Below are 20,454 nucleotides of genomic sequence, written 5' to 3'. Positions count from 1 at the left end.
CTCGCCGCATGATGGCGACAGAAAACGCCCCTCCCCCTGCGTCGTAGCGGCCATCATGAAACTACTCGGGAAGAAACAAGACTTCGCGTTCCTCGCCTTCGTTGCGCTCTTTTCCGTGTACCAGCAGGGACGCGGAAAGCTGTTCTCGCCCTTCTGGGACTACAAGGTGTACGCGTACGCGCTGGATCAGTTCAAGCGCGGCGCGAACCCGTATATCCCGCACGGATTCCCCTTCGTCTATCCGCCCCTCTTCCTGAATCTCTTTTCGCGCGTGCCGTTTCACTGGCTCTATCTGGCATTCGTTGTCGCGTCGCTGATCTATCTCGCCTACAGCATCCGGCATGCGGATTTCGTCGTCGCGGGTGCGTTGGGGTTTCTGACCGGCGGCGCAGGCGTGGGCGGCATGCTCACGGGGAATTTCGCGATCTTCGGCCACTTGCTGATCATTGCGCTTTTTTATGCGGCTTCGCGGAACGCTTCACCGCATTCTTCGCAGCAAAGCGGCAACGCGACGGCAAAGTATTGCGCGCTGGCTTTTTTCATCGCCCTGTTTGCCTCCATCAAGATCTATTTCCTGACCTACGCCGTCGTGTTCTTTTTTATCCCCAAAGGCACGCGTTACTTCTTCGCCGTGCCCTTGTGTGTTGCGCTCGCAACCATCGCGCAGCTCGCGCTGGAACCGCGTCTGTGGACCGACTTCGAAACCGTGCTGCGCTGGCAGATGCTCGCCCAGAACGATTCCGGGCTCGTGCTGTTCGGGATACTCGAACAACACGTGCGCGCGTTATCGACCCTGGAGGACGTCCTGTTCTACGAACTGGTGGTCGTGGCGCTGTTCGCGTACGCGGTCAATCCATTGCGCGGGCGACGGCTGATGGTTGCCGAAAACGAAAGCGTGCCGGGCAGGCTGTTCTACGTGCTCGCGTTCTGTCTTGCGCTGAATCCGAGAATGAAGGAATACGACATCGCGCCGTTTTTTGCGTGCTGCTACGTTTCGCTCTTCCAGAGCAGCAACGACGCTAACCGGATGGATCGCGTGTTTTTCTACGCCGTACCACTGACGTTCATCGCCGCGTGGATCGTCGTCAAGTTCGGGCACGTGTACTACGCGCTCGACGTGTCCTGGTTCATCGGCGTTTATTTCGTGTTCTTCGTGGTTTCGCTGCGTCAACGGGCATTGCGGGTTTCGGCCCGAGCGGTCGCTCGACACGTGGACGGCGACGCCGCGGCGACAGGCTGAATAAAAAACGCCTCCGAAGAGGCGTTTTTTTGTTACCCGTCACCGGTCGTCGCTTTAGCGTCCGCCGCCAGCAGCCATCTCCATCAAGCGGCGGATGCGCTCTTCCGTGGCCGGGTGCGTGCTAAAGAGGTTCTGCAAGCCGCCGCCGGAAAGCGGATTCATGATCATCATCTGCGCCGTGGCCGGATGCTGTTCGGCCGCCGGGAACGGAATGCCCTGCGCGTAGCGGTGGATCTTGTCGAGCGCCGAGGCGAGCGCCTGCGGATCGCCGGAAATCTCGGCGCCGCCGCGGTCCGCCTCGAATTCGCGCGCACGCGAAATCGCCATCTGGATCAGCGCGCCCGCGATCGGCGCGAGCAGCGCCACGGCAATGCTCGCGATGGGGTTCGCCGGGCGGCCGTTTTCGTCGCGGCCGCCGAAGATCATCGCGAAATTGGCGAGCGCCGAGATCGCGCCGGCCATGGTGGCCGAGATGGTCGAGATGAGAATGTCCCGATGCTTCACGTGCGCCAGCTCGTGCGCCATGACGCCGCGCATCTCGCGCTCGGACAGCACGCGCAGAATGCCGGTGGTCGCCGCGACCGCGGCGTGCTCGGGGTTGCGGCCCGTGGCGAAGGCGTTGGGCGCGTCCTCGTTGATGAGGTAGACACGCGGCATCGGCAAGCCCGCCCGCGTGGCCAGATCGCGGACCATGCGATAGAACTGCGGCGCCGTGGTCTCGTCGACTTCCTGTGCGTTGTACATGCGCAGGACCATCTTGTCCGAATACCAGTAGGAGAAGAAGTTCATGGCGAGCGCGAAGAACAGCGCCAGCACCATCCCGCGATGCCCGCCGATCAGCCCGCCAATCACGATGAAAAGGGCCGTAATCGCGGCCATCAACATCGCGGTTTTGACCCAGTTGAACATGTGCTGTGCTCCTTCACCCGCGAGGGGATCAAATCGATCGTTGAACGCCCGCCGCCAGCCGGTCAGCTAGCGCCAGGCGAGCGCATTGTAAGCGATTTGTTAGATATGGGCGGATGCGAAAAATTCAATCTCAGTGCGTGGCGGTCGCGAGCTTCAGGCCCAGCCCGACGAACGCCGAACCGACCGTGCGGTCGAGCCACTTCTTCACGCCCGGCTTGCCCGAGAAGCGCTGCGTGACGCTGCCCGCCACCCACGCGACGAAGCTGTTCCAGACCGTGCTCATCAGCAAGAACACGGCGCCGAGCGTGAGGAAAGCGAGGGCCTTGTGCTCCGTCCCCGTGGTCACGAACTGCGGGAAAAACGAGACGAAGAACAGCACCACCTTCGGGTTGAGCACGTTGGTGCAGAAACCCGCAACGAACAGCTGGCGCAGCGGGCGCGGCGCGGCCGCAGGCGGCGTGGCTGGCGCGGCGCCTTCGGCGGCGGGCTTGGCCTCGTGCTTCGTGAGCACGAGGCGCACGCCGAGATACACAAGATAGATCGCGCCGACGATCTTGATGACCGTGAACGCCGTGGCCGACGCCGCGAGCAGCGCGGTCAAACCGAACGCGCAGGCGAGCGTGTGCACACAGCAGCCCGCCGAAATACCCAGTGCGGAAACGAGGCCCGCGCCGCGGCCCTGCGCGACGCTGCGGCCGACGATATAGGCCGTGTCGGGCCCCGGCGTCACGTTCAGGAGAAATACGGCGACGACGAAGAAACCGAAATGGGTAATGCCGAGCATGACAACCTCAAAATCGAAAAACGCGCTTCAAACGTCATTGATTCTAGCGCGCCGGGAACCGCGCGGCACTTGACCTCACGGTCGTTTTCAGCCGTTGGCGTCCAGGCCATGGCGCGAGCCCTGGCTCAGGCCGCTGGGGTCTCGGGCAACTGGAACCTTTGCCCCGCCGCCAGCTGCATGCCAGCCAGGAATTCACGCGCGGGCAGCCGCTTGCCGCCCGGCTTTTGCAGCTGCGTGAGGCGCAGCGCGCCCTCGCCGCAGGCCACCACCACACCCGCCGGGCTCACTTCGAGAATCTCGCCCGGCTCGCCGGCGGTGCCCGCCGGACGCGCTACCGGCTCGGCGGCCCACAGCTTGAGCTGCGCGCCGTCCAGCGTGGCCGCGCCGCCTGGGAACGGGTCGAACGCGCGAATCTGCCGCGCGAGCGCCACCGCTGGCCGGCGCCAGTCGAGCGCGGCTTCCTGCTTGCCGATCTTTTCGGCGTAAGTCGCGCCTTCTGCCGGCTGCGGCGTGGCGGGCAGCGCACCGTCGCGCTCGAGCGCGACGAGCCCGTCCACGATCAGCTTTGCGCCGAGTTGCGCGAGGCGGTCGTGCAGCGTCGCCGTGGTGTCGCCCGGCGCGATCGGCGTGTGCACCTCGGAGATCATCGGGCCGGTGTCGAGCCCCGCGTCCATCTGCATGAGCGTGATGCCGGTTTCGGCGTCGCCGGCTTCGATCGCGCGATGAATCGGCGCCGCGCCGCGCCAGCGCGGCAGGATAGATCCATGAATGTTGATGCAGCCGCGCGGCGGGATATCCAGCACTTCCTGCGGCAGCAACAGCCCGTAAGCCGCGACCACCATCACGTCGTGCGGCGTGGCGCGCAGCATATCCAGCGCCGCGGCGGCTTCCTGCGGGTACTTGCCCGTGCGGCGCAGCGACGGCGGCTGGGCGACGGCGATGCCGTGCTCCTGCGCATAGCGCTTGACCGGGCTTGCCTGGAGCTTCATGCCGCGGCCTGCCGGGCGGTCGGGCTGGGTCAGGACGAGCGGCACGGCGAAGCCCGCTTCGTGAATCGCCGCGAGCGCCGCGGCGGCGAATTCCGGCGTGCCGGCGAAGATGACGCGAAGGGTGTGGCTCATGGGCGCTCGGTGCTCAGTTCGCTGAAGGCGGGTTGATGAAGAAAGAGACGGCGCGGATCGCGCTTACATCGCGCGTTCGAGCTTCTTCATCTTGCTGCGGATGCGCGTCTGCTTGAGCGACGAGAGGTATTCGACGAACACCTTGCCCATCAGGTGATCCATTTCGTGCTGGATGCACACGGCGAGCAGCCCTTCGCAGTCGATCTCGTAGGTCTCGCCCTTTTCGTTCATCGCGCGCACGCGCACCTTTTCCGCGCGCTCGACTTCATCGTAGATGCCCGGCACGGAAAGACAGCCTTCCTCATGCACTTCGCGCTCGTCGCTCGACCAGATGATTTCCGGGTTGATGAACACGCGCAGTTCGTCGTGCGCGTCGGAAACGTCGATCACCACGACGCGCTCATGCACGTCGACCTGGGTGGCCGCGAGACCGACGCCCGGCGCGGCGTACATGGTTTCGGCCATGTCGGCGACCAGTTTGCGGATGCGGTCATTGACCACCTCGACCGGCTTCGCGACCTTGTGCAGACGCTTGTCCGGGTAATGAAGAATGTGCAGTAGAGCCATGATTTGACGGGTTTCTCGTTGGGCGCCTGAAAGAGCCAGGAACAGGGAACGATGCGCGGCCTGGCCATTCGGCCAGCTTGCGGGTCCCAGGCCGGATACGGAGGATATCTCCTCATATTCGGACGAAAGGGCCGCAATTCAACGTTGAACGCGCTTATCGCCCGTGCGGACGCGCTGCGCGCGAAGGCGTGCGCGCAATGCCACGGGTAAAGACGCCACGGTGTATTTCGGATGGTGAAAATTTTATCACGAGGTGCGGCAAACCGTCCGCGCCCGGGGAACGCAATGCCGACGACCTTGCCGATATCTGCCGAGGAACTGGCCGCCTGGCTGCGCCTCGCCCTCGCGCGCGGCCTGAGGCCCGCTGCGCTGCGTGCGCTGCTCGGCGCGTTCGGTCTGCCTCAAAACGTGCTGGCCCAGCCGTTCGCCGCACTCGCCGCGGTGGCGGGCACGCAAGCCGCCCACACCGCCCTCGCCGAGCCCCGGCCGGACTTCGCGGCACAACTCGAAGCCCTGCAGGCCTGGCGAGCGGGTCCCGGCAACGCGCTCATCACGCTTGCCGACCCGGCCTATCCGGCCCGCCTGCTCGACATGCCCGATCCACCGCCGCTGCTCTATGCAAAGGGCCGGCTCGAACTGCTCCACGCACGCGCGGTAGCCGTCGTGGGCAGCCGCAACGCCACGCCACAGGCCGTCGACGACGCAGCGCGCTTCGCGCGCATACTCGCCGCGTCCGGTCTTACCGTCGTCTCGGGGCTGGCGCTCGGCGTGGACGGCGCCGCGCATCGCGGCGCACTCCACGAGCAGGGCGGTACCGTCGCCGTGATCGGCACCGGCGCGGATCTCGTCTATCCCCCAGCCCATCACCCACTCGCCATGGAGATCGCCGTACACGGCGCACTCGTCTCCGAATGGCCGCTCGGCACCCCGGCGCGCTCGGCGAACTTTCCGCAGCGCAACCGCGTGATTGCCGCGCTCGTCGAAGGCGTGGTGGTGGTCGAAGCCGCGCAACGTTCCGGCTCGCTCATCACGGCAAGGCTCGCCAACGAAATGGGACGCGACGTATTCGCGCTGCCCGGCTCGATTCACGCGCCGCTCACGCGCGGCTGCCACGGGCTCATCAAGCAGGGCGCGCAGCTGGTCGAATCGCCCGAAGAAGTGCTCGATGCGCTCAATGTTGGGCAACCCCCGGGTGCCGGGCGCGCACTCGCGTCGCCGCCGGAACAACGCCGGCAGAAGGTCCCGGTTCCCTTCGATCGCATCCAGCGCGACGACACAAGCGAGACGCCACAGTTGGCGCTCGAATTTCCCCGTCCCGAGCCACCGCCTGCGCATCGCGCTGAAGCACGAAAATCGCTTGCCAGCCTTGGCGCCGAAGCCCGGTGCCTGCTAAAAGCGCTCGGTCACGCGCCGGCCACGGTTGAAATCCTCGCTCAGCGCACCGACATGGCCGAAGCGGTGCTGCAAGGCACGCTGCTGCAACTCGAACTCGCGGGACACGTCGACGCCTTGCCCGGCGGCTGGTTCGTGCGGGCATCGCGCGGCTGATGCCGCGGATTGGGGGAGCATCACCGCCCGCGCGCCGCCGTGATACATTCGCGCCAAATACCCCGCTCTATATATAAGAGAACGCAAGGAACGACCATGCCCGCGCTAGACCTCGACACCGACGCCGACCAGATCGCCGAGCGCGTCAGCAATCAGGACACGCTGTTCGTCGCGTGCCTGTGCGCGCAGTGGTGCGGGACGTGCCGCGACTACCGTGCCACGTTCGACCGCATCGCTGAGGCGCATCCCGACGTCTGCTTCGCGTATATCGACATCGAAACCCATGCCGATCGCTTCGACGATCTCGATGTCGAGAACTTCCCGACCATCCTGATCGAGGACGGTCACGCCACGCGCTTTTTCGGCACGGTCCTGCCACACGCCGCCGTGGTCGAGCGCATGCTCTCGGACCTCAGCGCGCTGCCGGGCGTGTCCGACGCGCCCAAGCTGCGACCCGCGCTGGCTGTAGTTTGAGCGCAATCCACATCTGACCCCGCTCAGGCACACCGCTTGCCGCGCGGCGTGGCGCGCCCTTATGATTGGGCGCCCTGGCGGGTGCGCGGGTGTCGTCATGAGATGACGCAAAAATCGACGCCGACGCGCCATGTGCTATAAAGCGGTCGAGAACGGCCCCCCGAGCGGGGCAGCAACGCCGGGCATCGCGCCCAAGCGCCCATTCAGGTGGCATCGGCCCCGGGGCGCCAACCGGATACACCCACAAGCAACCAGTCATGTCCAAAGCTCTGATCATCGCCGAGAAGCCATCCGTCGCGAACGACATCGCGCGCGCGCTGGGCGGTTTTACCAAGCATGACGAGTACTACGAGAGCGACGACTACGTACTCTCGTCGGCAGTCGGCCATCTGCTGGAAATCGCAGCGCCGGAAGAATACGAGGTCAAGCGCGGCAAGTGGAGCTTCGCTCACCTGCCCGTGATCCCGCCGCACTTCGACCTGAACCCGATCGCCAAGAGCGAATCGCGACTCAAGGTGCTCAACAAGCTGATGAAGCGCAAGGACGTCACGCAACTCATCAACGCCTGCGACGCGGGGCGCGAGGGCGAGCTGATCTTCCGCCTCATCGCGCAGCACGCAAAGGCGAAGCAGCCGGTCCAGCGCCTGTGGCTCCAGTCGATGACGCCGCAGGCGATCCGCGACGGCTTCGCGAACCTGCGCAGCGATCACGACATGCAGCCGCTCGCCGACGCCGCCCGCTGCCGCTCGGAAGCCGACTGGCTCGTCGGCATCAACGGCACGCGCGCGATGACCGCCTTCAACAGCAAGGGCGGTGGCTTCTTCCTCACGACCGTCGGCCGTGTTCAGACGCCAACCTTGTCGATCGTCGTCGAGCGTGAAGAGAAAATCCGCCGTTTCATCCCGCGTGACTATTGGGAAGTGCGCGCGGAGTTCGTCTGCGCGGGTGGCTTCTACGAAGGCCGCTGGTACGACCCGAAATTCAAGAGGGACGAATTCGATCCGGAAAAGCGCGACTCGCGCCTCTGGAGCGTGCCAGCCGCCGAGAGCATCGTCGCCGCCTGCCACGGCCGCGAAGGCACGGTCAGCGAGGAATCGAAGCCGTCCACCCAGCTCTCGCCCGCGCTCTTCGACCTGACGAGCCTGCAGCGTGAAGCCAACGGCCGCTTCGGCTTTTCGGCCAAGAACACGCTCGGCCTCGCCCAGGCGTTGTACGAAAAGCACAAGGTGCTCACCTATCCGCGTACCGATGCGCGCGCGCTGCCCGAGGACTATCTCGAAACGGTCAAGCACACGCTCGAGATGCTCAAGGAGAGCAACAACTACCTGCCGCACGCCAAGCAGGTGCTCGACAAGGGCTGGGTGAAGCCGAACAAGCGCATTTTCGACAACTCGAAGATCAGCGACCACTTCGCCATCATCCCCACGCTGCAGGCGCCGAAGTCGCTCTCGGAGCCCGAACAGAAGCTGTACGACCTCGTCGTGAAGCGCTTCCTCGCCGTGTTCTTCCCGGCGGCGGAATATCGCGTCACCACGCGTATCACCGAAGTCGCAGGGCATCACTTCAAGACCGAAGGCAAGGTGCTGGTCGAGCCGGGCTGGCTGCAGGTCTATGGCCGCGACGCGGGCGGCGACGACGCCAACCTCGTACCGGTGAAGAAGGACGAGAAAGTCAAGACCGACAAGATCGCGGCGCACCAGCTCGTGACCAAGCCGCCTGCGCGCTACAACGAAGCGACGCTGCTCTCGGCCATGGAAGGCGCGGGCAAGCTCGTGGACGACGAAGAGCTGCGCGAGGCCATGGCCGCCAAGGGCCTCGGCACGCCGGCCACGCGCGCGGCGATCATCGAGGGTCTGCTCGGCGAAAAGTATCTCGTGCGCGAAGGCCGCGAACTGATCCCCACGGCCAAGGCGTTCCAGCTCATGACGCTGCTGCGGGGTCTCGACGTGAAAGAACTCACCGCGCCGGAACTCACTGGCGAATGGGAGTACAAGCTTTCGCAGATGGAGCGCGGCAAGCTCCCGCGTGACGCGTTCATGCAGGAAATCGCCCGCATGACGCAAACCATCGTGAAGCGCGCGAAGGAATACGACTCGGACACGATTCCCGGCGACTACGCGACGCTTCAAACGCCGTGTCCGAATTGCGGCGGTCAGGTGAAGGAAAACTACCGCCGCTTCGCATGCACGAAGTGCGAGTTCTCGATTTCGAAGATTCCGGGCGGCCGTCAGTTCGAAATCCCCGAAGTGGAAGAACTGCTCCAGAACAAGACGATTGGCCCGCTCTCGGGCTTCCGCAGCAAGATGGGCCGGCCGTTCTCGGCCATCCTCAAGCTCTCGTTCGACGACGAAATCAAGAACTACAAGCTCGAGTTCGATTTCGGCCAGGACTCCGGCGCGGAGGATGGCGAAGCGCCCGACTTCTCGCAGCAGGAGCCGGTGGGCGCGTGCCCGAAATGCAAGGGGCGCGTGTACGAGCACGGCATGAGCTACGTGTGCGAGCACTCGGTTGCGAATCCGAAGAGCTGCGATTTCCGCTCGGGCAAGGTGATCCTGCAGCAGGAGATCGCGCGCGACCAGATGGCCAAGCTGCTGGCCGAAGGCCGCACCGACTTGCTGACTAATTTCAAGTCGTCGCGGACGGGCCGCAACTTCAAGGCTTTCCTCGTCAAGCAGCCGGACGGCAAGATCGGCTTCGAGTTCGAGAAGAAGGAACCGAGCGCGAAGACGGCGGCCAAGACAGCCGCGAAGAAGTCGGCCGCATCGGCTGAGGCCACGGACGATGCCGCGAACGACGCGGCGGATTCGGCAGAAGAAGGCAAGGCGAAGCCCGCGCGCAAGACGGCGGCCGCCAAAGCCGCACCGGCGCGCAAGACCGCCGCACGCAAGACACCGGCACGCAAGACGGGGTCGTAAAGCCGTCCTTTCGCGGGCCGTCACCGGCCCGCGCGCAAGCAGGCAAAAAGGCGCAGCTTCTCACGAAGCTGCGCCTTTTTTATCGACCCACGAACGCGGATAACGGGCTTATAGCGGCGAAATCGCCGAAGTCCGGGTGCGCGCCGCCGAAGCGCGCGCGGCCTTCGGTGCACGCTCGCCGTCCATGCCGTTGTGCTCGCCGTCGTGCAGGCTCCCGCCCGGCGCGGGCTGCACACCATCGTAGTCGTCGCTCGCAACGCCATTGCGAGCCGCGACGGCGGGGCGCGCGAGGCCGTCCTTGACCCACTGCTCACCGAGCTGGCTGTTCGGCGTCTGGCTGAAGTGCTCGACGAGGTGGTCGATAAACGTGCGCACCTTGGCCGGCAGATGACGGCGGCTCGGATACGCGACGTTGATCTCCACCTGCGGCAGACGATAGTCGCCAAGCAGCCGCACGAGGCGCCCGCGCGTCATGTCGCGGCCGATCAGATAGCTCGGCAGGATCGCGATGCCCATGCCGAGCAGCGCGAACTGGCGCAGCATCTCGGTGTTGTTCGCCACGATCACGTTGGTCGGGCGCACGCGGATTTCGCCGTCCGGACCCGTGAACACGCGCTCGTCACCCCAGTACTCGGAGGGCAGCGAGAGGCTCGGGTGCTCCATGAGGTGCTCGGGGCGCGTGGGCGTGCCGTGCTTTTCGAGGTACGCGGGCGTCGCGCACACGGTCATGCAACCCGTGGTGAGGCGGCGCGTGACGATACTGGCGCTGCGCATCTGGCGCGCGGTCACGACGCCCAGATCGAAGCCCTCTTCGACGAGATCGACCTGACGGTCCACCAGCGTGACGTCGGGAATGACCTGCGGATAGCGCTGCGTGTACGTCTGCAGCACCGGAGCGAGATTGTGGAGCCCGAACACGACCGGCGCGACGATACGCAGCGTGCCGACGGGTTCGTGATTGCGCGCGACAACCATCTGTTCGACATCCTCGAGCTCATCGAGAATCTGGCGGGCGCGCTCGAGATAGACCTGACCCGATTCGGTCAGGGAGAGACTGCGGGTCGTGCGATTGAGCAGACGCGTGCCGAGTCGACCTTCGAGGTCGGCAACATGCCGCGTCGCAACCGCGTTGGAGATATCCATCGCAGAAGCAGCCCGGGCGAAACTGCCGAGGTCGGCCACTTTGACGAATACTCGCATCGACTGCAAATGATCCATGAGACAACTCCTGCCTGTTACTACCCCGCTGCTAATCAGCGGAGGAAACCGCGAATTCTCCTACGACAGCAGAAATCCTGCAGAAGTTGCCTCCGAAGCCCTTATTTTCTTTACGAATTCTTCGACTGCACCCCAAAATGCATTAACAGCGGTCCGATTGTTACCTCGAACGAAACAATTTTGCGCGTTGCAGCGAAATAACCGCTCAGGCGCCGAACAGACAGGCCTCTGCACTGCACCAATGCATTCGACCCCGGAAATAAAAATGGCCGCCCGAAGGCGGCCATTCAGTTAGCGAGCGCTCACATCACGTGCCTACAGACGCGTTTCCAGCGTCTTGCGAGCGTCCTTCAGCACTTGCGGCAAGCCATGAGCAAGCTTGTCGAACAGTTCGGCGTGCAGCGCGAGTTCGGCGCGCCAGGCGTCGGCGTCCACCGAAATCACCTGCTCGAACTGCTCCTGCGTAAAGTTCAGGCCGCTCCACTCGAGATCGCCGTAGCGCGGCGACACGCCGAAAGCGTGCTCGTCGCCCGCGGCCTTGCCCTCGATACGGCGCACCATCCACTGGAGCACGCGCATGTTCTCGCCGAAGCCCGGCCACACGAACTTGCCGTCCGGCCCCTTGCGGAACCAGTTCACGCAGAAGATGCGCGGCACCGTTGCGCCGGCGCTGGCGAGGCGTTCGCCCACGTCGAGCCAATGGCCGAAGTAGTTGGCCATGTTGTAGCCGCAGAACGGCAGCATCGCGAACGGATCGCGGCGCACCACGCCCTGCTGCCCCGCGGCCGCGGCCGTGGTCTCCGAGCCCATGGTCGCGGCCATGTAGACGCCCTCGGTCCAGTCGCGCGCCTCGGTCACGAGCGGCACCGTGGTCGAACGGCGGCCGCCGAAGATGAACGCATCGATGGCCACGCCCTTGGGGTTCTCCCACTCGGGATCGATCGACGGGCACTGCGACGCGGGCGCCGTGAAGCGCGCGTTCGGATGCGCGGCCTTGCGGCCGGTTTCCTTGCCGATGGCGGGCGTCCAGTCATTGCCCAGCCAGTCGATCGCGTGCGCGGGCGGCTCGTCGGTCATGCCTTCCCACCACACGTCGCCGTCGTCGGTGAGCGCGACGTTCGTGAAGATCACGTTCTCCTTGAGCGTCGCCATGGCGTTGAAATTGGTCTTCTCACCGGTGCCCGGCGCCACGCCGAAGTAGCCGGCCTCCGGGTTGATCGCGTAGAGACGACCATCAGGGCCGGGCTTGATCCAGGCAATATCGTCGCCGATCGTGGTGATTTCCCAGCCATTCATGGCGGGCGGCGGAATCAGCATGGCGAAGTTGGTCTTGCCGCACGCCGACGGGAACGCCGCCGCGACATGGTACTTGCGGCCTTCCGGCGAACGCACGCCGAGAATCAGCATGTGCTCGGCGAGCCAGCCTTCGTCGCGGCCCATGGTCGAAGCGATGCGCAGCGCGAAGCACTTCTTGCCGAGCAGCGCATTGCCGCCGTAACCCGAGCCGTAGCTCCAGATCTCGCGCGTTTCCGGGAAGTGGACGATGTACTTCGTCTTGTTGCACGGCCACGGCACGTCCTGCTCGCCTACGGCGAGCGGCGCGCCCACGCTGTGCACGCACGGCACGAACGGACCATTTTCGCCGAGCACGTCGTACACGGCGCGGCCCATGCGCGTCATGATGCGCATGTTCACGGCCACGTAGGGGCTATCGGAAAGCTCCACGCCGATATGCGCGATGGGCGAGCCGAGCGGGCCCATCGAGAACGGCACGACGTACATCGTGCGGCCGCGCATCGAGCCTGCGAACAGGTCGTCGAGCGTCGCGCGCATTTCGGCAGGCGCGACCCAGTTGTTGGTGGGGCCGACGTCCTCTTTGGTGGGCGAGCAGATAAACGTGCGGTCTTCCACGCGCGCGACGTCCGAAGGGTCGGAGCACGCGAGATACGAATTCGGGCGCTTCTGCGGATTGAGGCGGCGCATCGTGCCGGCCTCGACCATCTGCGCACACAGGCGGTCGTATTCTTCCTGGGAGCCGTCGCACCACACGATGCGATCCGGCTGCGTATGCGCTGCGATTTTCTGCACCCAGTCGATCAATTTCCGGTGCCGGACCCAGGCGGGCACCTGGGCGGCGGCCTGGGCTTGGTAGTCGGGATGGTTCATCGAGCTGTCTCCATTTTTAGAGCTGTAAAAAAGGAATCGGCCCTCTTAGACGCTGCACGCGAGAGGCGCAACTCATGCGAACCGAATGTCGATGGCAGATCAACATGCGAATCGGTTCGCGCAGTTGGGCAGGTCGTCAAGGTCCTTTAGCCTGGGGTTCGAAACCGTCTGTAAAGCGGCTTGCATCGGAGCCCGACAAGCTGTTAAAAGTTGCAAATTCGCGGCTGATTACCGCGTCAAAAAACCTGCGTGCGTAGCCTCGGGCTTGCGCAATTGCAATGCCTGCTGCTGCACGCGGCGAGCGACGCGAAGGCTCCCTATATTCATACCAGCCTTCCCGGCGCTGCATAGTGGGATAACCACCAGATGAACACCGAAGTCGCGCTACGAAAGGCGCGATGCATAACACGCAAAACAACCCGCTGCCATGAAAATTGCCATCCTTGACGACTACCAGGACGCCGTCCGCAAGCTCGACTGCTTTCAACTGCTCGCCGACCACGAGGTCAAGGTTTTCAACAACACGGTGCGCGGCCTCGGCCAGCTCGCCAGCCGCCTCGCCGAAGTCGACGCGCTCGTCCTGATTCGCGAACGCACCCGCATCACCTCGCAACTGCTCGACAAGCTCCCGCATCTGCGCATGATCAGCCAGACGGGCAAGGCCGGTCCGCACATCGACATGGAGGCCTGCACCGAGCGCGGCATCGCCGTACTCGAAGGCACCGGTTCGCCCGTCGCGCCCGCCGAACTCACGTGGGCGCTCATCATGGCCGCGCAGCGCCGCATTCCGCAGTACGTCGCCAACCTCAAGCAGGGCGCGTGGCAGCAGTCGGGCCTCAAGACCTCGGCGATGCCGCCCAACTTTGGCCTCGGCCAGGTGATGCGCGGCCAGACGCTCGGCATCTGGGGCTACGGCAAGATCGGCCGGCTCGTGGCCGGCTACGGCAAGGCCTTCGGCATGCGCGTGCTGGTGTGGGGCCGCGAGCATTCGCTCGAAGCGGCGCGCGCCGACGGCTACGAAGCCGCCGCAAGCCGCGAGGCGCTGTTCGAAGAGAGCGACGTGCTGTCGCTACATCTACGCCTGCACGATGACACTCGCGGGATCGTCAAGCAGGAAGATCTGCTGCGCATGAAGCCTACGTCGCTGCTCGTCAACACGAGCCGCGCGGAGCTGATGGAAGAAAACGCGCTGCTCGGCGCGCTCTCGCACAACCGGCCGGGCATGGTCGCGATCGATGTGTTCGAGAGCGAGCCGATCCTGCAGGGCTACAGCCTGCTGCGCATGGAAAACGTGATCTGCACGCCGCACATCGGCTATGTGGAGCGCGAGAGCTACGAACTGTACTTCGGCGGGGCGTTCCGCAATATCCTCGCGTTCGACGCGGGCGATCACGTGAGCGTCGCGAACCCCGAAGCGCTGCAGGGCGGCCGCCGCAAGTAAGCGCGGCTGCACGGGGCGGCGCGCGCCGCCCTTCGTGCGACTTTCCGGTAGCTTTTGATCCGGCCGCGTGCGCTCAGGCGTTCGCGGCCGCTTCCATGACCTCGGGCAAACGCGCGAGGAAACGCTCGCCGTCCACGCGGCCGAGGTTGTAGGCATGCTGCATCTGCTGTGGGCTCGTGTAGTCCCAGCTCGAGATCGGCACCCTGGCCGACGGCTGCACGTAAAGGCGTTGCTGCACGCCCTGCGCCGCCTGATGCCGCACGACGAACATCTGTGGACGCGGATAGAGCCGCGTCACCATCACCAGCACACGGCCGGGCGTGTCGTCGAGCGCGCCGACCGGCACGTTGTCGACCATGCCGCCATCGAGCACCGGGCGACCGTCGCGCCGCAGCACCGGCGTGAACGGCGGCGTGCATGACGACTGGAGGATGAGATCGGCGAGATCCTCGACGCTCGCGCATTCCTGCGCCGTCACGAATTCCGGATGAAACCCGAGCCTGCGCCCGAGCGTCGGGTGCAGCGTCTTGCGGATGTGCTTTTCGATGTTGTACGCGATGAGACCCGCCGCCACGGCGCTGCGCGCGCCGAGCCAACGCGGCACATGCGAGACGCCGATGCGGATCTCAGGCGCGTCCTGGAGCTGCGTGAACGGCTCGCCGTAGATGTCGAGCAGCGCCTGGCGATAGATGCGGTAATGCGGAAACACCGACTCGCCGCGCAGCAGATTGCCCCAGTAGGCGTTGCGCTTGTTGTGGCGCAGCGCATCCTCGTAATAGCGCATGACCCAGTCGGCGTCGCGCGTGTAGAGCATGCACGCGGTGGCGGCGCCCGCCGAAATGCCCGTAATGACGCGCGGGCGAATGCGCAGTTCGGGCTGGACGATGTCCCAGAACCCAGCCTGCCACCAGCAGCGATTGCCGCCGCCGGCGAAAACCACCTGATCGAACATGCCTTCTGCGTCCTTCGAAGCGACCGAAACCGATCGGAAGCGCCAAGCTTAATCGACTAGCGCGTAGGTCGAGGTCGCGTGAACCGCCATCCGGCCGTCTTCGTCGTAGAGTTCTATTTCACCGAACACCAGATTACGGCCCATGCGCAGCACGCGCGCCGTCACGAGCACGTCGCCTTTGCGCACCGCGCGCATGAAATTCGTGTTCAACGCGACGGTCGTCATGGGCTTGAAGCCGCCGAGCGCGGCCGTGATCGCGACGATCATGGCCGTATCCGCCGCCGCCATGAACACCTGGCCGCAGATCACGCCGCCCGAATGGCGCAGCTCGCCGGAAAACGGCAGGCGCAGGGTGGCGCTGTCTTCCGAGACCTCGACGGGCTTCATCCCGAGCGCGCGCACCCACGGGGCCAGCACGCGCTCCAGCAGCGCGTCGATTGCGTTGTCGTCCATCGTTTGCCTTTGTGGATTGCCGTGCGACGATTCCAGCTGATTGCCACCGACCTCGGCCGCTTCGGCTTCGGCAAACAGGCGGTGCACAGCGACTGGCTTGAAACCTGGCTGATGCCAGGAGTGGCGACATCATACCGGGACAGCACGGCCCCCGTGGTAATGGCGCAAACGCCTGCGCAGACGGAGCCTGCGCCGCATCGACAAACTATTTTTGGATAATTTACAGCGAGGGCTTGCCAAGTCCCTAAAAGTCCTGCATAATCTTTCTTCTGTTGGGGGCGTTAGCTCAGTTGGTAGAGCAGCGGACTCTTAATCCGTAGGTCGAGTGTTCGAGTCACTCACGCCCCACCAGCGAATTCAGCCAAAAAGCCCGATCCTTGCGATCGGGCTTTTTGCATTTCTCCCCGACCACAGGCCTGAATTACTTCGCGCGCCTCACGTGACGCGACGCCTGCTTCGGACGCGGCAGCCAGCGGCCAAGCGCCTCGAAGCCGTCGAGCTGGCGCAGCAGCGTGTCGACGGTCGAAAGCTGAACGTGTGTCAGATGGTTTTGCTTCAGAAGCGCATGCAGGCGCTTGCGCCAGTACGCGACACCCATCACCGGCATTTCGAAATCGCCAGCCAGCGACGGCGGCATCACGCGCGCGATGTGCGCGATTTCCTGTTCGACGAATGTCATGGCTATCCCCGTTGGTCCTGCCGTGGTTTCTTATCGTATGAAGTACTGTAGGACGCTCCGGGGCGCTCGCCAGCCTACCCGTATGGATAGGTAACAAATAGTCCGACTAAATTGGAATCGACGCCGCCGAAACCGGCGCCTCGCTGCCCCGCTCGCGCTTCGTCGTTCACCGGCAGGCCAGTCATTCACTTTCCATGCTTGCCAGGTCCATCACCGCCATAGGCGGCGAGAAATTTCGGAATCCAGATTATTCCATTCCGAACGAGCTGCCTCGCTTTTCGGGCTCTTCCTATCGGGTCTGGCTGACTAGCTGTTGATCATAGTCAGGTTAACCGACCCGACGATGCTGGACGAGGATCTGAACCAGCTACTGGTCGGCCGCACGCTTGGCGTGATTGGCGGCTTCTTCTTCGGCGTCACGCTCGCGACCCAGATCCTCTAGCCGCCAGCGCTCAGAGGAACGGCTTGCCGTCCACCTGTTCATAGACGACTTTGCCGTCGTCGTCCTCCAACTGCTCCAGGTAGTTGCGGGCGCCGCACAGCGGACACCGGAACAAGGGCCCCTGCCCTTCGTTCTTGATCACGACCTCGCTTTGTTCCCACGGGGTGCCACACGACTGGTTGCGGCAAACGAATGTACTCGACATGCAGACTCTCCTGACTGTTACGGGTGCAAAGCCTACCGCAAGTGCGGCCCGCGCGCCGCAAATCTCCGACTCCCGCCGCGATTACGCTGCCAGGCTGTTCACTTCTTGAGCAGTTGGCCGCCCTTTTGTTCCGGCCTGACGCAATCGCGCGATGGCTCGAGTGGTCCGCGCACCGCGCATTTCCATGACGCGCGCGTGCCGTGCCGCTACCGCACGGCACAACGCCGCGGCGCCGCCGCGCTGGCATGGTTCTCGCGTTAGCGTGCCGCGGTAGCGCGGCCTCGCCGCGTCCATCCATATCGAGATCGAGAACACAGAGGAGCACGCAGATGAATCACGCGGACATGCAATTCCTGACCACCGAATTCCCGTACAAGAAACAGTATGGCAACTTCATCGGCGGCGAGTGGGTCGCGCCGCTCGGCGGCGAGTATTTCGACGATATTTCGCCCATCACCGGCCACGCGTTCACGTCCATCCCGCGCTCGCGCGAAGCCGACATCGAACTCGCACTCGACGCCGCACACAAAGCCAAGGCCGCCTGGGGTAAGACCTCGCCCACCGGGCGCGCCAATATTCTCAACCGCATTGCCGATCGCATCGAGCAGAACCTCCACAAGCTCGCCGTGGCCGAGACCATCGACAACGGCAAGCCGCTGCGCGAAACGCTCGCCGCCGACATCCCGCTCGCCGCCGACCACTTCCGCTATTTCGCGGGCTGCGTGCGCGCGCAGGAAGGCGGCATCTCCGAGATCGATCACGATACGGTCGCGTATCACTTCCATGAGCCGCTGGGCGTGGTCGGCCAGATCATTCCGTGGAACTTCCCGATTCTCATGGCCGCGTGGAAGCTCGCGCCGGCGCTCGCGGCCGGCAACTGCGTGGTGCTCAAGCCCGCCGAGCAGACGCCCGCGTCGTTCCTCGTGCTCGCCGAACTGGTCCAGGACCTGCTGCCGCCCGGCGTGCTCAACGTGGTGAACGGCTTCGGCCTCGAAGCGGGCAAGCCGCTCGCCTCGAACAAGCGCATCGCGAAGATCGCCTTCACGGGCGAAACCACCACGGGCCGCCTCATCATGCAGTACGCGAGCCAGAACATCATTCCCGTAACGCTGGAACTGGGCGGCAAGAGCCCGAACATCTTCTTCGCCGACGTGCTCGACCACGACGACAGCTATTTCGACAAGGCGCTCGAAGGCTTCGCGATGTTCGCGCTCAACCAGGGCGAAGTGTGCACGTGCCCGTCGCGTGTGCTCATCGACGAGAAGATCTATGACCGCTTCATGGAGCGTGCGCTCAAGCGCGTAGCGGCGATCCAGCAGGGCCACCCGCTCGACACGAAAACGATGATCGGCGCGCAGGCCTCGCAGGAGCAGCTCGAGAAGATCCTCTCGTATATCGACCTCGGCAAGCAGGAAGGCGCGCAATGCCTGATTGGCGGCGAGCGCAACAGCCTCACGGGCGAACTCGGCGAGGGCTATTACGTGAAGCCCACTGTCTTCCGCGGCCACAACAAGATGCGCATCTTCCAGGAAGAAATTTTCGGACCCGTGGTGTCCGTCACGACCTTCAAGACGGAGGAGGAAGCACTGGAAATCGCCAACGACACGCTCTACGGCCTCGGTGCAGGCGTGTGGACGCGCGACGGCACGCGTGCCTACCGCTTCGGCCGCGCGATCCAGGCGGGGCGCGTGTGGACCAACTGCTACCACGCTTACCCGGCGCACGCGGCGTTTGGCGGCTACAAGCAGTCGGGCATCGGGCGCGAGAACCACAAGATGATGCTCGACCACTACCAGCAAACGAAGAACCTGCTCGTGAGCTATAGCGAGCAGCCGCTCGGGTTCTTCTGATCGCGCTGTGTGCCCTGTGCGTCGCGCACGGCGCTTGGCTTCCAGATTACCCCAAGCGCGCAAACCATCTGAAAACCGGCGCGATTTTAATGTTTCTCACGAGGAGCGTCGCAACATGGTCGAACGCGTTACCGCCACGCCGGCCGCGCTCGCGCTGATCGAGCAGTTGGCGCGCGAGCACGGGTCCCTGCTCTTTCACCAGTCGGGCGGCTGCTGCGACGGCAGCGCGCCCATGTGCTTTCCCGTCGGCGAGTTCATGGTCGGCAATGCCGACGTGCAGTTGGGAGAAATCGGCGGGATGTCGTTCTATATGACGGAGGCGCAGTTTGAGTACTGGCAGCACACCCAGCTCATCATCGACGCCGTGCCAGGCAACGGCGGCATGTTTTCGCTCGAACGACCCACGGGCCTGCGCTTTCTCACGCGCTCGCGGCTCTACGACGACGAAGAGAACGCGTGGCTCGAGGCGCACCCGGTGACGCGCGTGAGCTTGTGAGGCTCGGGCGCGCGGCACGCCAGGGGCGTCGCACGGAGCGTGGTGCTATCTTGGTTCGCAGGCGCTGCGCATTCGCGCGGCCATCGCACCAGGAGACGCCATCATGCAAAACCACGACGTGAAACTCCTCACCCTCGAGCCGATGGACCTGCTCGCCGTCAGCCACGTGGGTCCGTACATGAAGATCGGCGACGCGTTCTACACGCTCGCGCAATGGCTCGGCGAGCGCAATGTGCGCACGTCGGGCTCGAAGATGGTCGGCATCTATTACGACGATCCCAATACGGTCGAAGAATCGAAGCTGCGCTCAAAGGCGGCGCTGCATCTGGGGCAGGAAACCGATGTGGAGGTCATGGCGCCAGTCGAGAAGTTCCAGCTGCGCGGCGGCGAGCACGCGATGATGCTGCACAAGGGGCCGTATCAAGGGCTCGGCCAGGCTTGGATGTGGTTTTACAACGAAGGATTGCAGAAGCTCGGACGCACGCCGGACTTTTCGGCGCCATCGTTCGAGGTATATCTGAATACGCCCGATGAGGCGACGCCGGATGACCTGAAGACGGAGCTTTATATCCCGCTCGCGTGAGGCGCGCGATTCGCACGGTTTGAACGATGCCGCCGGGACGTTTTCCAGCGGCATCTTCGTTTCCGATGCGAGGGTTCTAAGGTTTTAATAACGTATGTATACGTAAACGTAGTAATAGTTAACAAGCCCCTGGGTATTCTGTGGATAACCCCGGAAAACCATTGAGTAAACAAGGCTGTGGAAAAAACATAACCTTGCGGGCGTTAACGGGACAACGCCAGGCAGCTGCTGGCAACTTTTCCACACTTTGCGCGCAGCCGAAGTTATCCCCGATTCATGCACAGTGATTTCCAGGGGTTTTCCGGGAGTTATCCGCTGGGGGCTGTGGATAGTGCAGGACGCGAATTCCCGCTGACTTCCAGACAAAAAATAGCGCCTCCAAAGGCGCTTTTTCGCTGTTGAAAATCGCGA

At 64.2% G+C, this 20,454-nt stretch carries 18 protein-coding genes and 1 tRNA gene; 9 read left to right on the top strand and 10 right to left on the bottom strand.

The window, feature by feature from the left end:
* Positions 1-55 precede the first annotated feature (55 nt).
* The gene (locus M3I56_RS36080; RefSeq protein ID WP_254358051.1) at positions 56-1,240 is read left to right on the top strand and encodes a hypothetical protein; all 1,185 of its coding nucleotides are present in this window, start codon (positions 56-58) and stop codon (positions 1,238-1,240) included.
* Between the two features lie 54 nt (positions 1,241-1,294).
* Here M3I56_RS36080 and htpX read toward each other — a convergent pair whose 3' ends face one another.
* From htpX to def, 4 genes are all read right to left on the bottom strand, one after another.
* Positions 1,295-2,149 (bottom strand): zinc metalloprotease HtpX, encoded by an 855-nt coding sequence (htpX, locus tag M3I56_RS36075; protein ID WP_254358050.1) that lies wholly within the window; start codon positions 2,147-2,149, stop codon positions 1,295-1,297.
* A 130-nt stretch (positions 2,150-2,279) separates the two neighbouring features.
* Positions 2,280-2,933 carry a LysE family translocator gene (locus M3I56_RS36070; RefSeq protein WP_254358049.1) on the bottom strand — a complete coding sequence of 218 codons (654 nt, stop codon included), beginning with the start codon at positions 2,931-2,933 and terminating at the stop codon, positions 2,280-2,282.
* Between the two features lie 125 nt (positions 2,934-3,058).
* Entirely contained in the window at positions 3,059-4,054 is a 996-nt protein-coding gene (gene fmt, locus M3I56_RS36065; protein ID WP_254358048.1) for a methionyl-tRNA formyltransferase, read from the bottom strand.
* Positions 4,055-4,117: 63 nt separating this feature from the next.
* Positions 4,118-4,621, bottom strand: a complete 504-nt coding sequence (gene def / locus M3I56_RS36060) for a peptide deformylase (protein WP_254358047.1) — start codon at positions 4,619-4,621, stop codon at positions 4,118-4,120.
* A 285-nt stretch (positions 4,622-4,906) separates the two neighbouring features.
* On the opposite strand from def, the gene dprA reads away from it, so the two are divergent.
* The 3 genes from dprA (at position 4,907) to M3I56_RS36045 (ending at position 9,558) form a co-directional block, all read left to right on the top strand.
* Positions 4,907-6,169 carry a DNA-processing protein DprA gene (dprA, locus tag M3I56_RS36055; protein ID WP_254358046.1) on the top strand — a complete coding sequence of 421 codons (1,263 nt, stop codon included), beginning with the start codon at positions 4,907-4,909 and terminating at the stop codon, positions 6,167-6,169.
* 96 nt (positions 6,170-6,265) lie between these two features.
* The gene (locus M3I56_RS36050; protein WP_028203226.1) at positions 6,266-6,643 is read left to right on the top strand and encodes a thioredoxin family protein; all 378 of its coding nucleotides are present in this window, start codon (positions 6,266-6,268) and stop codon (positions 6,641-6,643) included.
* 257 nt (positions 6,644-6,900) lie between these two features.
* Positions 6,901-9,558: a DNA topoisomerase III gene (locus M3I56_RS36045; protein ID WP_254358045.1), complete on the top strand. Its 2,658-nt coding sequence runs from the start codon at positions 6,901-6,903 to the stop codon at positions 9,556-9,558.
* A gap of 108 nt (positions 9,559-9,666) precedes the next feature.
* On the opposite strand, the gene M3I56_RS36040 is transcribed toward M3I56_RS36045, so the two are convergent.
* Entirely contained in the window at positions 9,667-10,776 is a 1,110-nt protein-coding gene (locus M3I56_RS36040; protein ID WP_028203228.1) for a LysR family transcriptional regulator, read from the bottom strand.
* A 315-nt stretch (positions 10,777-11,091) separates the two neighbouring features.
* A complete protein-coding gene (locus M3I56_RS36035) occupies positions 11,092-12,942 on the bottom strand; it encodes a phosphoenolpyruvate carboxykinase (GTP) (RefSeq protein WP_254358044.1) in 1,851 nt (616 codons plus the stop codon).
* A gap of 427 nt (positions 12,943-13,369) precedes the next feature.
* On the opposite strand from M3I56_RS36035, the gene M3I56_RS36030 reads away from it, so the two are divergent.
* Positions 13,370-14,383, top strand: coding sequence for a D-2-hydroxyacid dehydrogenase family protein (locus tag M3I56_RS36030; protein WP_028203230.1), 1,014 nt, complete (start codon positions 13,370-13,372; stop codon positions 14,381-14,383).
* A 73-nt stretch (positions 14,384-14,456) separates the two neighbouring features.
* Here M3I56_RS36030 and M3I56_RS36025 read toward each other — a convergent pair whose 3' ends face one another.
* Together M3I56_RS36025 and M3I56_RS36020 are read right to left on the bottom strand one after the other, a co-directional pair.
* Positions 14,457-15,335 carry a patatin-like phospholipase family protein gene (locus M3I56_RS36025; RefSeq protein WP_254358043.1) on the bottom strand — a complete coding sequence of 293 codons (879 nt, stop codon included), beginning with the start codon at positions 15,333-15,335 and terminating at the stop codon, positions 14,457-14,459.
* 48 nt (positions 15,336-15,383) lie between these two features.
* Positions 15,384-15,788 (bottom strand): PaaI family thioesterase, encoded by a 405-nt coding sequence (locus tag M3I56_RS36020; protein WP_254358059.1) that lies wholly within the window; start codon positions 15,786-15,788, stop codon positions 15,384-15,386.
* 275 nt (positions 15,789-16,063) lie between these two features.
* Here M3I56_RS36020 and M3I56_RS36015 point away from each other — a divergent pair.
* Positions 16,064-16,139: transfer RNA gene (locus M3I56_RS36015), tRNA-Lys, on the top strand.
* Between the two features lie 70 nt (positions 16,140-16,209).
* Here the strand turns inward: M3I56_RS36015 and M3I56_RS36010 are convergent.
* Complete coding sequence (locus tag M3I56_RS36010; protein WP_254336824.1) at positions 16,210-16,467, bottom strand: hypothetical protein; 258 nt, start codon at positions 16,465-16,467, stop codon at positions 16,210-16,212.
* Between the two features lie 452 nt (positions 16,468-16,919).
* On the bottom strand, positions 16,920-17,114 hold the full coding sequence (locus tag M3I56_RS36005; RefSeq protein WP_254358042.1) for a hypothetical protein: 195 nt from the start codon (positions 17,112-17,114) through the stop codon (positions 16,920-16,922).
* Positions 17,115-17,443: 329 nt separating this feature from the next.
* On the opposite strand from M3I56_RS36005, the gene adh reads away from it, so the two are divergent.
* The 3 genes from adh (at position 17,444) to M3I56_RS35990 (ending at position 20,043) form a co-directional block, all read left to right on the top strand.
* Positions 17,444-18,964 (top strand): aldehyde dehydrogenase, encoded by a 1,521-nt coding sequence (gene adh, locus M3I56_RS36000; protein WP_254358041.1) that lies wholly within the window; start codon positions 17,444-17,446, stop codon positions 18,962-18,964.
* A gap of 115 nt (positions 18,965-19,079) precedes the next feature.
* Positions 19,080-19,460, top strand: coding sequence for a DUF779 domain-containing protein (locus M3I56_RS35995; protein ID WP_254358040.1), 381 nt, complete (start codon positions 19,080-19,082; stop codon positions 19,458-19,460).
* Positions 19,461-19,563: 103 nt separating this feature from the next.
* Positions 19,564-20,043, top strand: a complete 480-nt coding sequence (locus M3I56_RS35990; protein WP_254358039.1) for a GyrI-like domain-containing protein — start codon at positions 19,564-19,566, stop codon at positions 20,041-20,043.
* Positions 20,044-20,454 lie beyond the last annotated feature (411 nt).

This window comes from Paraburkholderia sp. CNPSo 3281 (genome assembly GCF_024206515.1).
Lineage (GTDB): Bacteria > Pseudomonadota > Gammaproteobacteria > Burkholderiales > Burkholderiaceae > Paraburkholderia > Paraburkholderia nodosa.
This window is presented reverse-complemented; position numbering and strand designations above follow the sequence as displayed.

Coding starts and splice junctions, on each gene's coding strand:
- M3I56_RS36020 (WP_254358059.1), bottom strand. CDS start 15,788: ATGGACGACAACGCAATCGACGCGCTGCTGGAGCGCGTGCTGGCCCCG.
- dprA (WP_254358046.1), top strand. CDS start 4,907: ATGCCGACGACCTTGCCGATATCTGCCGAGGAACTGGCCGCCTGGCTG.
- M3I56_RS36025 (WP_254358043.1), bottom strand. CDS start 15,335: ATGTTCGATCAGGTGGTTTTCGCCGGCGGCGGCAATCGCTGCTGGTGG.
- M3I56_RS35995 (WP_254358040.1), top strand. CDS start 19,080: ATGGTCGAACGCGTTACCGCCACGCCGGCCGCGCTCGCGCTGATCGAG.
- M3I56_RS36035 (WP_254358044.1), bottom strand. CDS start 12,942: ATGAACCATCCCGACTACCAAGCCCAGGCCGCCGCCCAGGTGCCCGCC.
- M3I56_RS36005 (WP_254358042.1), bottom strand. CDS start 17,114: ATGTCGAGTACATTCGTTTGCCGCAACCAGTCGTGTGGCACCCCGTGG.
- M3I56_RS36045 (WP_254358045.1), top strand. CDS start 6,901: ATGTCCAAAGCTCTGATCATCGCCGAGAAGCCATCCGTCGCGAACGAC.
- def (WP_254358047.1), bottom strand. CDS start 4,621: ATGGCTCTACTGCACATTCTTCATTACCCGGACAAGCGTCTGCACAAG.
- M3I56_RS36050 (WP_028203226.1), top strand. CDS start 6,266: ATGCCCGCGCTAGACCTCGACACCGACGCCGACCAGATCGCCGAGCGC.
- M3I56_RS35990 (WP_254358039.1), top strand. CDS start 19,564: ATGCAAAACCACGACGTGAAACTCCTCACCCTCGAGCCGATGGACCTG.
- M3I56_RS36080 (WP_254358051.1), top strand. CDS start 56: ATGAAACTACTCGGGAAGAAACAAGACTTCGCGTTCCTCGCCTTCGTT.
- htpX (WP_254358050.1), bottom strand. CDS start 2,149: ATGTTCAACTGGGTCAAAACCGCGATGTTGATGGCCGCGATTACGGCC.
- M3I56_RS36030 (WP_028203230.1), top strand. CDS start 13,370: ATGAAAATTGCCATCCTTGACGACTACCAGGACGCCGTCCGCAAGCTC.
- M3I56_RS36040 (WP_028203228.1), bottom strand. CDS start 10,776: ATGGATCATTTGCAGTCGATGCGAGTATTCGTCAAAGTGGCCGACCTC.
- fmt (WP_254358048.1), bottom strand. CDS start 4,054: ATGAGCCACACCCTTCGCGTCATCTTCGCCGGCACGCCGGAATTCGCC.
- M3I56_RS36010 (WP_254336824.1), bottom strand. CDS start 16,467: ATGACATTCGTCGAACAGGAAATCGCGCACATCGCGCGCGTGATGCCG.
- adh (WP_254358041.1), top strand. CDS start 17,444: ATGAATCACGCGGACATGCAATTCCTGACCACCGAATTCCCGTACAAG.
- M3I56_RS36070 (WP_254358049.1), bottom strand. CDS start 2,933: ATGCTCGGCATTACCCATTTCGGTTTCTTCGTCGTCGCCGTATTTCTC.